Annotated in this window: 10 protein-coding genes; 3 read left to right on the top strand and 7 right to left on the bottom strand. The window is 64.5% G+C overall.

Annotated features, from left to right (window positions below):
* The first annotated feature begins 119 nt into the window (after window positions 1–119).
* Window positions 120–932 (top strand): ABC transporter permease, encoded by an 813-nt coding sequence (locus tag QX132_RS08195; RefSeq protein WP_316160689.1) that lies wholly within the window; start codon window positions 120–122, stop codon window positions 930–932.
* 27 nt (window positions 933–959) lie between these two features.
* On the opposite strand, the gene QX132_RS08190 is transcribed toward QX132_RS08195, so the two are convergent.
* The 5 genes from QX132_RS08190 to QX132_RS08170 all read right to left on the bottom strand — a co-directional run bounded on the left by QX132_RS08190 (window position 960) and on the right by QX132_RS08170 (window position 7,257).
* Complete coding sequence (locus QX132_RS08190; RefSeq protein WP_315795798.1) at window positions 960–1,949, bottom strand: alpha/beta hydrolase family protein; 990 nt, start codon at window positions 1,947–1,949, stop codon at window positions 960–962.
* A 7-nt stretch (window positions 1,950–1,956) separates the two neighbouring features.
* On the bottom strand, window positions 1,957–2,808 hold the full coding sequence (locus QX132_RS08185) for a carbohydrate ABC transporter permease (RefSeq protein ID WP_172109925.1): 852 nt from the start codon (window positions 2,806–2,808) through the stop codon (window positions 1,957–1,959).
* The gene (locus QX132_RS08180) at window positions 2,805–3,680 is read right to left on the bottom strand and encodes a sugar ABC transporter permease (RefSeq protein ID WP_315736354.1); all 876 of its coding nucleotides are present in this window, start codon (window positions 3,678–3,680) and stop codon (window positions 2,805–2,807) included. The genes QX132_RS08185 and QX132_RS08180 overlap by 4 nt, the downstream gene beginning before the upstream one ends.
* Before the next feature lie 102 nt (window positions 3,681–3,782).
* Window positions 3,783–5,165, bottom strand: a complete 1,383-nt coding sequence (locus QX132_RS08175; protein WP_315717541.1) for an ABC transporter substrate-binding protein — start codon at window positions 5,163–5,165, stop codon at window positions 3,783–3,785.
* Between the two features lie 142 nt (window positions 5,166–5,307).
* Window positions 5,308–7,257, bottom strand: a complete 1,950-nt coding sequence (locus QX132_RS08170) for an AsmA family protein (protein ID WP_316160787.1) — start codon at window positions 7,255–7,257, stop codon at window positions 5,308–5,310.
* 310 nt (window positions 7,258–7,567) lie between these two features.
* Here QX132_RS08170 and QX132_RS08165 point away from each other — a divergent pair, with 310 nt between their 5' ends.
* Together QX132_RS08165 and QX132_RS08160 are read left to right on the top strand one after the other, a co-directional pair.
* Window positions 7,568–8,296: a CoA transferase subunit A gene (locus tag QX132_RS08165; protein ID WP_315736355.1), complete on the top strand. Its 729-nt coding sequence runs from the start codon at window positions 7,568–7,570 to the stop codon at window positions 8,294–8,296.
* Window positions 8,296–8,946 (top strand): CoA transferase subunit B, encoded by a 651-nt coding sequence (locus QX132_RS08160; protein ID WP_315736356.1) that lies wholly within the window; start codon window positions 8,296–8,298, stop codon window positions 8,944–8,946. The genes QX132_RS08165 and QX132_RS08160 overlap by 1 nt, the downstream gene beginning before the upstream one ends.
* Before the next feature lie 8 nt (window positions 8,947–8,954).
* Here the strand turns inward: QX132_RS08160 and QX132_RS08155 are convergent, their stop codons facing one another.
* Both QX132_RS08155 and QX132_RS08150 read right to left on the bottom strand, forming a co-directional pair.
* Complete coding sequence (locus tag QX132_RS08155) at window positions 8,955–10,676, bottom strand: hypothetical protein (protein ID WP_316160688.1); 1,722 nt, start codon at window positions 10,674–10,676, stop codon at window positions 8,955–8,957.
* 199 nt (window positions 10,677–10,875) lie between these two features.
* Window positions 10,876–11,757: a formylglycine-generating enzyme family protein gene (locus QX132_RS08150; RefSeq protein WP_316160686.1), complete on the bottom strand. Its 882-nt coding sequence runs from the start codon at window positions 11,755–11,757 to the stop codon at window positions 10,876–10,878.
* Window positions 11,758–11,774 lie beyond the last annotated feature (17 nt).

Raw genomic sequence — 11,774 nt, 5'->3', positions numbered from 1 at the left:
GGGGTTGGGGGTGGGGGTCCGCATTGGCGGTCTTTGCTGGGTGCCCCCCTCCCTGACCCTCCCCCACAAGGGGGGAGGGAACGGAGAGGGTTTCACTGGGATTGAGGGAGGAGGAGATCGTGCCTAATCCCTCCCGCCTGTCGCGCTTCAACGTCGCGTCGCTGACGCTTGGGCTCGCCTTTCTTTACCTCCCGATCCTGATCCTGGTGATCTACTCGTTCAACGCCTCGCGCCTGGTCACTGTGTGGGGCGGCTGGTCGCTGCGCTGGTATCACGAGTTCTTCAGCGATCGCGCCATGATCGATGCGGCCTGGATGAGCCTGCGCGTCGGCGCCACCGCGGCCACCGCGGCGACGGTGCTCGGCACGCTGGCCGCGGTGGCGCTGTCGCGTGGCCAGGGATTTCGCGGCCGCATGCTGTTCTCCGGCATGTTGTATGCGCCGCTGGTGATGCCCGAGGTGATCACCGGCCTGTCGCTGCTGCTGCTGTTCGTGGCGCTGGACGCCGAGCGCGGCTTCTGGACGGTGACGGTCGCCCACACCACCCTCACGATGTGCTTCGTCGCGGTGGTCGTGCAGTCGCGGCTGGTCTCGCTCGACCGCAGCCTGGAGGAAGCCGCGATGGATCTCGGCTGCGATCCGCTGCACGCGTTCGTGATGGTGACATTGCCGCTGATCGCGCCGGCGGTGGTCGCGGGCTGGATGTTGGCCTTCACGCTGTCGCTCGACGATCTCGTGATCGCGAGCTTTACCACCGGCCCCGGTTCGGCGACGCTGCCGATTCGGATCTATTCCGAGGTTCGGCTCGGGGTGAAGCCGGAGATCAATGCGATCTGCACGCTGGTGATCGGGCTGATTGCCGTGGTGATCATCATCGCGTCGCTGGCCTCGAAGCTGTCGAGTGATCGCGGCGAGAGCGCAGCTCCGCTATAATGACGGAGAATGCTGAGACAGCATTGATCAACGCGAGAACAGACGCAAGGCGGCGGTGACGACCGCGCGATGGATCGTGCCGCGGTCGACCGATGCCGGGTCGACGCAGCAAGCCGGATCGCTCTGTCTGCCGAGCTCGGTACTCTCCGGCAGGAAGACGTAGTGCCCGGCGTCGTCGGCGACGATCTCGAATGCGCTGCCGCTCAGTCGCTCATGCAGCCAGCGTGAGGCCGGCAGCAGCGCATCGGCGCCGCCGACCATGATGCGCGTCGGGACGTTGATCGCGGCGATGCTGTCCTCGGAGAAGCCCTGCACCGAGCGCCCCGGCGCCAGTAGCAGCGCCGCCTTGATGCGGGGATCGCGATGGGATGTGGACATGCGCGCCCAGGAGTCGCGGAAGATTGGGCTCTTCTCCATCAGCCGCGGCAGATGATCGACGAGATCGGGAAACTCGCGAGGGCCGCGGCCGTGATTGGCGCCTGGCTCGAACGGCGAGCGGATCATGATTGCGCCGATCAGGGCGGTGGCCGTGACGCCGCCGAGCGAATAGCCGACGGCGTAGATGCGGTCGAGGTTGATGCGGCCTTCGAAATCGGGATGAGCCACGATGTGGTCGATCAGCAAGGACACGTCGCGTGGGCGTTCCCATGAGCAGAGGAAGCCCGCTGCTCGGTACGGCTCGGCATTGCTGTTGCCATGATGATTGACGGCGACCGCGACAAAGCCGCGGCTTGCCAGCTCGCGCGCCAGCCATTCGGACTGCAGGCCGTTGCAGCCGGTGCCGTGAGAGTACACGACGAGAGGACAGGCGCCCGCGCTTGCAGCGAGCGGCGCATTCAAAGCCGCTGGTCCCGCTTTGAACCAGCCCTGCGGCCATGGTGCGATAGCGAGCGCCGTTTCCACGGCGCCGTTGGCGGCTGGATACCAAGCGAACCAGTCGATCGGGCGCGGCCCGTCGCCATCCCAGTTCGGCCGCGAAGCGTCCTCGAACCGTCCCTGACGAAATCCGACCCTCATCGCTCCGTCACGACTTCACGGCGCCGGCGGTGAGGCCGCCCACCATGTAGCGCTTGAAGGCGTAATAGACCGCCGCGGGCGGCAACGCGTAGATGAAGCCGGTGGTCATCAGGAGCTCCCACGGCGAATCGTCGGCGGCCAGGAAGTTGCCGAGCGCCACGGGCAGCGTGATATCCTTGTCGTTCGAAAGCAGCAGGAACGCGTAGAGGTATTCGTTCCAGGCCAGCAGCACCGCATACGTTCCGATCGCGACCAGCGACGGCATCATCAGCGGTACATAGACGAGGCGGAAGATCTGCAGCGGGCTGGCGCCGTCCATGACGGCAGCCTCGTCCAGCTCGACCGGCAGCTTGTCGGAGGCCTGCTTCAGCACCCAGATCGCGTAGGGCGAGGCAATCGTCACCATCGCCAGGATCAGCGACCAGTCGTTGTTGAGCAGGCCGTATTTGCCCATGGTGCGATACATCGGTACCGCGAGGAACGCAGCGGGGATGAAATAGGTGAACAGCGCGAGGTTCATCACCACCCGGCTGCCAGGCACGCGCAGGCGCGAGATGGCATAGGCCGCACAGGTCGCAATGATCAGTGTCAGCGCGCCCACGGCCATGGCGATCACGACCGAGTTGCCGAACTGGACCCAGAAATCGCGCAGGAAGTAATGCTGCTGGTGGAACACGATCGAGAAATTGTGCAGCGTCGGATGGTCCGGCCACAGCTTGCCCGAGAACGCGTCCTCCTTCGGCGAGATCGCGAACAGGAACATGTGGTAGATCGGGATCATCGTCCAGATGAAGACGGGAATGCCGATCAGCAGCAGCCGGGCCTCGGTGCCGACTTCGCGGAGGGTGGGGAGCTTCATCGCGACAACCGCTTCATCATGAAATAGACCAGGGGCAGCACCAGCGGCATCGCGCAGACGATCGAGGCCATGGCGAGGCTGAGCTGATCGAGCCGGAGATAGCGGATGCCGAGCGTCGCCAGCACGTGGGTGAGATCGGCCGGACCGCCGCCGGTCAGGAGATAGACGCTGTTGAAGTCTCCGAGCGTCCAGATCATCGAGAGCAGCGTGCAGGTGATGTAGAGCGTCTGCATCGACGGCCAGGTGATGTAGCGGAACTTCTGCCACCAGGTGGCGCCGTCGACCTCGGCCGCCTCGAACAAATCGTGCGAAATCGCCAGCCGCCCGGTCATCAGGATCAAGGTCCAGAACGGCAGCGACTTCCAGATGTGCATGCCGATCGCCATCGACAGCGCGACCGTCGGGTCGTTCAGCCAGTTCGGGCCATCTTCGCCGGTGAACTTGAAGATCAGCTGGTTCACCACGCCCCATTCGGGATTGAGCATGAAGCGCACCGACAGGATGGTCGGGATCGAAGGCACCGCCCAGGGCAGGATGAAGATGACCGACAGCCATTTGATCCAGCCGCGCTGCTGCACGAAGAAGCCGGACAGGAACAGCGCGATCACCATCTTCAGATTGATGCCGACCAGGAGGAAGATCAGCGTGTTGACGGCGGCCCGCGCGAAGATGGGGTCGTTGTACAGCGCGACGTAGCTGGCCGGCTCGCGGGCGAGCCACAGGCCGTAGCCGACGGGATAGACGACGAAGGCAAGGAAGACGAGCAAGTAGGGGGCAAGCATGACGATGCCCCATACCTGTGACGGTGTCAGCAGCACCGGGCGCGGCGCTTCCGCGAGCGCGGAATCGGAAGCTGAGAGCGTGATCGCCATGGTCGTCTGTTCCAAGCCTATTGCCGAACCGGCCGCAGACACTGCGGCCGGCACTTGTTGTCGTTTTCAGGATCTCAAGCTAGTGTCTCGCGAGGCGAGAGACTAGCCGGCGACCTCCTTCAGCCGCGCGATCAGCTCGTCGACGGCCTTTTCGACCGGCACCTTCTCGCTGACCACGCGGTTCATCGCCTTGGCCCAGACGTTCTCATTGTTGAGGATCGTGAACTTGTAGTTCTTGGTGAAGTCGAACGGCGTGGTGCCGCCGGTGAACTGGGTGTACACGGCCTTGCGATGGCGGTCGGCCTGCCAGAACGGGCTCTTCTGGCCTGCGGTCGTCACCGGGAACCAGCGGCCCAGCGCGCCCTCGATGTAGGGGCCGAGGTTCTCCTCCTGCATCAGGAACTTGATGAATTCCTTGGCCTGCGCCTTGTGAGGAGCATTGGCGAAGATCAGGCCGGTCTTGACGTCGGAGCGATACTTGATCGGCGTGCCATCGGGCTTGTTGGGGAAGGACGCGGTGATGATGTCCTCCTCATAGGCCTTCTTGCCCGCGGCGCGCTGCTCGGGCGTCAGCGCGGGGTTGGTTGAGTCCTCGAACCACTTCGCCGCGATCGAGATCGTGAAATTGTGGGTCATCACGATCGTCTTGTTGTGGAACGCGACGTTGTTGTCCGGATCCTTCCAGGTCGTGGACGAGGGCGGCGTGCAGCCCTTGATGTAGGTGTCGGTATAATCCTTCATCGCCTTGACGAGGCCGTCGCGCACCTTGGGGTCGTCGACCAGCAGCTTGCCGTCGTCGTCGACCAGCTTGACGTTGTAGGCGTCCATGAAGGTGTAGAACGACTGGAACGAGTCGGTGGATTCCACGCCCATCGGCTGACCGACGCCATACATGCGCTGGCCGGTGGCCTTGCGGACCGCCGGCTGCACCTTGTCGCACCAGAACGTCCAGTAGTCTTCCCACTTGGTGGGGATGTCGCTCTGCTTGAAGCCGGCCTTGCTCAGCAGGTCGCCCCAGATCTGGACGTGCATGCTCTGCTGCTTCAGCGGGAAGCCGTAATAGGCCTTCTTCTTGGTGACGTTGTTGTAGAGGTAGGCGGTCTCGAGCGTGTTCGGAGCGAACGCCGACTTCATCGGCTCCAGGATGTCGGTGAGATCCTCGAGCTTGCCTTCGTAGGCCCACTTGCCCTGGGCCTGAACGTCGTAGGTGTCGGCGTAGGCCACGTCGGGCACGGTGCCCGAATCGAGCGCGGCGACCGTCTTCGGAATCATGTCCTGGATCGCGTATTGCGACAGCTCGACCTTGATGCCGGTCTTGGCCTCGAACTTCTTGACGACGTTGAGCAGCGCATCGTCCTCGGACTTGTAGAAGCCCTTGCTCCACCAGATCGTGATGGTGTCCTGAGCGATGGCTGGTGCTGCAGCGCAAAAAAGCCCGGCGGCTGCGACTGCGATTGAAAGCGCACCCATTCCCCTGGATTTCACGTGTCTCTCCCTGATCCGCCGATCTTGCTTGATCGGTTGTGGCGGGACACTAGCCCAGGGACCCGACGTGATCCAGAAGTAATATATCAGACATAGGTCGTGGCGGCGGCCGTGTATCGGCACGCGAAGCAAGCCGCGTTGGTCAGTTCTGCTTGGTGGGAGTGTCGCCTGTCGGAGCGTCAGCCTGCGGCACGTTGTCCGGCTGGGCCGGGCGCAATCCGCCGCCGGTGAATCGTTCCAGCACCGAGCGCACCGCATCCCTCGTCTTGCGGTCCTTGACCGCATCGAGTAGCGGGGCGGCGGCCGGGGCGCGGCGGATCAGGCTTTCCGGATCGGGAAAGATCAGCGGATCTTCCCAGGGGCCCTGGACGACGAAAGGCAGCTCGAAGCCGTTGCTGCCATTGCCTGACGACAGCAGGCTCGCGACGCCCTTGAAATCGTATTCCCGCGTCGGCACCGAGGCCGTGCCGGTCATGGTGATGCGCGCGGTCGGGCTCTCGACGCGGATGTCCTCGGCGGTCGCGATGCCCTCGGAGAATTTGACCGCGATCGTCAGCGAGTCGTAAGGCGTCGAACCGGAGCGGAAATTGCCGCCGCGCGACAGCGGGCTGCGCTCGAGGCGCCTCAGGAGCTGCTCGACGTTGAAGCCGGAGATCGCGCCATCGCGGCCCTGCAGGTTGGCGCTGCCATCGAGCGACTGGGCGAGCCCAAACGGGCTCGAGCCCGAAGCCGTCAGCGAGACGTTGAGATTGCCGCGTCCCGACAGCGACGACACGCCGAACATCTCGTTGGCGCAGGCCTGCAGATCGACGTCGTTGAATTGCAGCTCGGCCTTCACGTCGGCCACGGTGTCGGCACGGGCGATCCCAAACGAGCCGCGCACGATGCCGCCATACATCTGCGCCTCGCCGACCGAGAGGGCGAGCACGCCGTTGCGCAGGTTGGCGCCGAACGCCGTGCGTCCGATTTTCGAGGAGCCGACCGTGACCTTTGCGGCCGATAGCCGCATGTCGAGGTCGGTGGTGGACAAGGCCTTGAGGTCGAAGAGCTGCCGATTCCAGTCGCGGGCCCCATTGGCCAGCAGCCGGATCGTCGAAATGTAGGGGGTGAAGTCGAGCGCGTCGGCCGCCAGCGTCGCCTGCAGCGTCTGCCGGCCGTTATTGGCGTAGGTCATGACGCCCTCGGCGGTGTTGCCGTCGAGCTCGACATTGACATTGGTGAGTGCGATCGAGGCGCCGACCACGTTGGCGCGCGCACGCAAGGCGAAGCGCCCGAAGCCGCCGCCGCCGAGCGGCGTCTGCCCCGTCCAGCGCAGCGCGTCGCGGAGCGACGGGCTGTCCACCGTCAGCGTACCTTCCATCAGCGCGCTGGTGCGATTCGCGACCGTGCCGTCAAAGGCGACCTTCAGCGGCGGGCTGGCGAGCCGCATCTTCAAGCCGGACCGGTCTCCCGACAGCGCAGCCAGGAAGTCGCTGACGCTGATGGATCCCTCGATGCGCTGACCGCGCCAATCGAACTGTCCGGTCGCCGCGAACGAGCGCGAGATCGACGGCCAGGCGAGCGACAGGTCGATATCGTCGAGCCGCTCGGAAGCATGATGGCCGGTGTCCTCGTAGACCAGGATGCCGTCCTGGATGCGGATCTCGGAGAACGACATCTGGCTGTCGGGCCCCGGGCGCATCGTGCGCGCGATGGTCTCGATGAAGGGTGTCCAGTTGCTGTTGCCATCGGCCTCGCGGGTGACGTTGATCTGCGGCCGCAGCATCATGACGTCGGCGATTTCGAACCGCTGCAACAGCAGCGGCAGCAATTGCAGATTGGCGGTCAGCACGTCGACGCGCAGGGCCGGATCCTCGGTACCGCTGCCCTTCAGACCGACATCGTGGAACGAGACATAGCTGCCCGGAAACAAGGAGACGTCGATATGTCCCTTGACAACGAGCTCGAGCCCGGTCACGGCGCGGATCTGGCTCTCCACCGCCTGCCGCAATGCCTCGCGATTGACCAGCCAGGAGCTCGCCAGCAGGCCCACGAACGCGATGCCCAGCAGCACCGCGATCGGTGTGCCGAGGCGCCTCATTCCTTGGGCCATGGTCACGGACATGTCCTGGGATCGTCGGATCGCTGGTTACTCGGGATGGGCAGGGTGCGCCGAAAACCCCTGCCAACATCAACAACTTGATGCGCTTTCTTGACGCTTTCAAGGCCATGCCGCCGGTGTGGCCGGATTGCGGCGGAGCCCTGATATCCCGGACTCCGGATCGCCTCGGAGGCGCAGGCTGGTGCGACAGCTAAAGCAGGATGTGCGCGTTGGGAAGGCATCATTGACGCATTGCGAAGATTTCGCCTAATAATCCGGTCGATATCCGCGCGATCGCCGCTCTGCAGCAGGTCATTCCCGTATGAACAAGGTCTATCCGGACGCCAAATCCGCCCTTGCTGGCCTCCTCAAGGACGGTATGACCATCATGTCGGGTGGGTTTGGTCTTTGTGGCATCGCAGAAACCCTGTCCGACGCCATTCGCGAGTCCGGGGTGAAGGACCTCACCGTCATCTCCAACAATGCCGGGGTCGACGGCATCGGCCTCAGCCGGCTGCTGGAGACGCGGCAGATCAAGAAGATGATCTCGTCCTATGTCGGCGAGAATAAGCTGTTTGCCCAGCAATATCTGGCCGGCGAGCTGGAGCTCGAATTCTGCCCGCAGGGCACCCTGGCCGAGCGCATCCGCGCCGGCGGCGCCGGCATCCCGGCCTTCTTCACCAAGACCGGCGTCGGCACGCTGGTCGCGGAGGGCAAGGAGGTGCGGGAGTTCGACGGCGAGAAATATCTGATGGAGCGCGGCCTGTTTGCCGATCTGGCGATCGTGCACGCCTGGAAGGGCGACACCGCCGGCAACCTCGTCTACCGCAAGACTGCGCGCAACTTCAATCCGATGATGGCAACTGCGGCCAAGGTGACGGTCGCGGAGGTCGAGCACCTGCTGCCGGCCGGCCAGATCGATCCCGACCACATCCATACGCCCGGCATCTTCGTCAAACGCATCATCCAGGTCGGAACCGAACTGAAGCGCATCGAGCAGCGCACCGTGCGCAAACGTGAAGCCGCCGCTGCAGCCGGGGAGGAAGTCTGATGGCCTGGACGCGAGAGCAGATGGCGGCGCGCGCCGCCAAGGAGCTGCGGGACGGCTACTACGTCAATCTCGGCATCGGCATTCCGACGCTCGTCTCGAACTACATCCCGCCGGGCGTCGACGTGGCGCTGCAGAGCGAGAACGGCATGCTCGGCATGGGTCCGTTCCCCTATGAGGGCGAGGAGGATCCCGACCTCATCAATGCCGGCAAGCAGACCGTCACCGAGCTGCCGATCACCAGCTATTTCTCGTCAGCCGATTCCTTCGCCATGGTCCGCGGCGGCCACATCGACCTGTCGATCCTCGGCGCCATGCAAGTCGCCCAGAACGGTGACCTCGCCAACTGGATGATCCCTGGCAAGATGGTCAAGGGCATGGGCGGCGCGATGGATCTCGTCGCCGGCGTCAAGCGCGTCGTCGTGGTCATGGAGCATAGCGCCAAGGACGGTCCGAAGCTGCTCAAGCAGTGCACGCTGCCGCTGACCGGCGAGCGCGTCGTGGACATGGTGGTGACCGATCTGGCGGTGTTCACGATCGACAAGCACGGCAATGACGGCATGGCCCTGATCGAGCTCGCCGATGGCGTGACGCTCGACGAGGTCAAGGCCAAGACCGAAGCCGAGTTCCGGGTCGCGCTGAAGAATGCCTGAGGGCGCGACTACCAGCGCCGGCAGAGCATCTCCGCGACCTTGACGGCGAGCCGGCATGCCGCATGCTGCGCCCGGCTCGCAGCAGCGGGCGGCGCCGTCTCCGCCAACCCCTGAATGATCAGGCACGGCACACTGCGGCTGAGGCAGATCAGTCCCATCGCATAGGCCGTGTCATCCGTCGCAAGCGCGCCTGGAAACGCCGCCGAGATTTCGGCGTCGGTGCCGTCGCCATCGCAAGTCACTGTCATTCCTTCGAAGAACACGTCGATGTCGTCCAGCATGCCATTTGCGGCCTCGTGCGCGAGGCGGCAAAGCTCGGGATCGGCCGGAATGATCATTCCGCTGTCATCGATCGAGGGCGGCTCGGCCATGCTGAGCGCGTCGCGCAGCTTGATCTGAATCCGGAATGGCGCGACCGAGGTGGCGATGACGAGATCGCCGGGGCCGGCGCTGACGAATCGCGGGCCGCGGGCCACTTGCGGGAGATTCGCTCCCAGGGCGTCGGCCCGTCCCGGCATGATCAGCCACTGCGCCCCATGCTCTTCGATCGCCACTGCGGTCGCGCTCGCCACCTCGGCGATCGATCGCCCGAGGCACACGACTGCATGGAAGCAGGAATGCCTGATGATGGCGCGCGCCGCGTTGCGCTGTTCGATCAGCGTGCCCGGGCCCATCGCCTGGACCAGGGCTTCGATATCCTCCGGCGTTTCGACCACGAAACCGATCGTGTTGGCTTTGGCATGGAGAAATCGCAGCGCGTCGAGCATCGCGTTGATGCTGGCCTTCTCACGACCGTCGAGCTGCTGCCACAGCGCTTCGAGCACGTCCAGGGAGGCCTCGATGTCGGCGCCGATCACGCCCTGGCCGAGCGGGCGGCCGGGTGTCTCGCAGCGATAGAGCTCTTCGAAGGCCTGCAGGACCGTCCTGCGGTCCTTCACCGCGCAGGCGCCTTGCAGGATGCGCGCGAGAACCTGGGCGCGCTTGCTGAGTTCGAGGGGAACGGCGAGCCAGGCAAAATCAGCCAGCTCGGCCGCCTGCTCGCTTGCGGCGCGCTGGAATTCGCCGACGACCTGACCGTAGTGCCAGCTCAATTGCCACGGCGTCACCTGCCGTCCGCGATACCTGCCGCGCTCGATGCGTTCGAGCGATTGCGCCTGCAACTCGTTGCGCAGGTCGGGATCTATTCCCGATGCGCGGGAATCCAGCAGACGATAGGCGCGTGTTGCGATCGCCGGTCCGAACCATTCGTGCTCGAGGTCGCCGACCGAGAGACCGCTCGGTATGCGGATGTGGACGGTCCTGCGAAACTGGTCGAGCTCGCGTCTTGCGACCTGGGCCGCGGTCACCGAAACCTGCTGTACCTCGCACAGACCGTCGACCACACTAGCCCAGTCCCAGAAGTCGTCGCCATAGAACGGAATGCGATATTGGCGGCTCGCGACGATCCGTGCGCAAACCCGTTCGATGGCGGGAGCCACGCGATCGAGAATATCGTTGCGCGCTAGCGCGCCGTCCGTGAGACATTGATGCACGAGACGCGCCGCGCCCGCATTCACCACGTGCCAGTCCTTGGCAGCGAATTTAGGCGACGTCCGCAGATATTCGAGCGCGTCGATGAGGCAGCGTCCAGCCAGTGCGCTCGGCGAATCGTCGTCGAACCAGCTGGTGTTGCCGATCCCGTAACCATGCAGGTCGGACGTGAAGAAGACCGGCGGATGTCGAGAAATCACACTCGCCTCCTGGTCCGCTCATCGCGTCGCTCAACGGCAATTGTCTAACGTTTGCAACTCAGATGTCGCAACCGAAAGTTGTTTTGCGTGACTGTCATTTGTGCCAGTGTCAGGGCACCGTCGATCCAGCGCCGGCGTAGGTTGCAGGCAAGCGTGCTTCGAGCGCACTTTTCGAGCGGACTTATGGAGGCCGAGCATGTCAGGCGCGGATGGCGCCGAGTAGCCGGCCGAGGCGCCGCGTCATGCTGCGGCTCCATGAGGGTTGATCGCGGACAAGCCGGAAACCGAGATTGGCAGGTGGCGTGCCGGAGGCGCAGCCGCCGGCGCGCGCATCGCGGATGAAGTCGGTCACGTAGGCTCGATGCGCGCCTTCGGCCAGACGGACGCCGCAATTGCTGACGGTCTTGATGACGCGACCGGCACTATCCTGCAGCTTGCGTGTGAAGCAGGTCGAGGTCCATTCCCAGACATTGCCCGCGAGGTCGGCAATGCCGTGCTCGTTGATGCCGAAGCCGCCAAAGCCGCGCGTCTTGGGATCGTCTTGCAGGGCGGCTTCCCGTTCGTAGCGGGCGATCCAGCGCCGCGAGGGATCGGCGTCGTCGATCGAGATGCCATCGTCCTTGAATCGGCTCCCGGCCGCATAGGCCCACTCGGTATCGGTCGGCAGCCGATAGCTATCGCCGGTCTTGTGCGAGAGCCACTCGGCGTAGGCAACGGCGTCGTGCCAGCTCACCTGCACCGCCGGACGATCGATGGCGATGGGGACGTCGCGATCGAGCGCGCGGCATGCATGGGCTTCGACGCAGGCGTGGTAGTCGGCGGCACTGACCTGGTTCGTCATCATGGTCAGCGGATGATCAAAGCGGACCGTCGTGATGGGAGCTTCGGCTTGGCGGCCGTTGCGGAGATGGTCGCCGGAGTCGCGGTAGCTGATCGTCCCAGGTGCGATCTCGGTGAGGGCGGGGCCGTCGAGACCGGCGGCGCGGTCTGGCAGCCCTGCAAGAATCGGGGCCATTGTGGTCGGACCAGCCAATCCGACGACGCAGGCGAGGGTGAGCTTGATCTTGAAAGCGAGCAGCATGGCAGCACACTGAGAAG

This window comes from Bradyrhizobium sp. SZCCHNRI20481, assembly GCF_032485055.1.
Taxonomy (GTDB): domain Bacteria; phylum Pseudomonadota; class Alphaproteobacteria; order Rhizobiales; family Xanthobacteraceae; genus Bradyrhizobium.
This window is presented reverse-complemented; position numbering and strand designations above follow the sequence as displayed.

Excerpts from the sequence above, each read along its gene's own strand:
- QX132_RS08180 (WP_315736354.1), bottom strand. The coding sequence starts at position 3,680 with ATGGCGATCACGCTCTCAGCTTCCGATTCCGCGCTCGCGGAAGCGCCG.
- QX132_RS08190 (WP_315795798.1), bottom strand. The coding sequence starts at position 1,949 with ATGAGGGTCGGATTTCGTCAGGGACGGTTCGAGGACGCTTCGCGGCCG.
- QX132_RS08165 (WP_315736355.1), top strand. The coding sequence starts at position 7,568 with ATGAACAAGGTCTATCCGGACGCCAAATCCGCCCTTGCTGGCCTCCTC.
- QX132_RS08170 (WP_316160787.1), bottom strand. The coding sequence starts at position 7,257 with ATGGCCCAAGGAATGAGGCGCCTCGGCACACCGATCGCGGTGCTGCTG.
- QX132_RS08185 (WP_172109925.1), bottom strand. The coding sequence starts at position 2,808 with ATGAAGCTCCCCACCCTCCGCGAAGTCGGCACCGAGGCCCGGCTGCTG.
- QX132_RS08160 (WP_315736356.1), top strand. The coding sequence starts at position 8,296 with ATGGCCTGGACGCGAGAGCAGATGGCGGCGCGCGCCGCCAAGGAGCTG.
- QX132_RS08150 (WP_316160686.1), bottom strand. The coding sequence starts at position 11,757 with ATGCTGCTCGCTTTCAAGATCAAGCTCACCCTCGCCTGCGTCGTCGGA.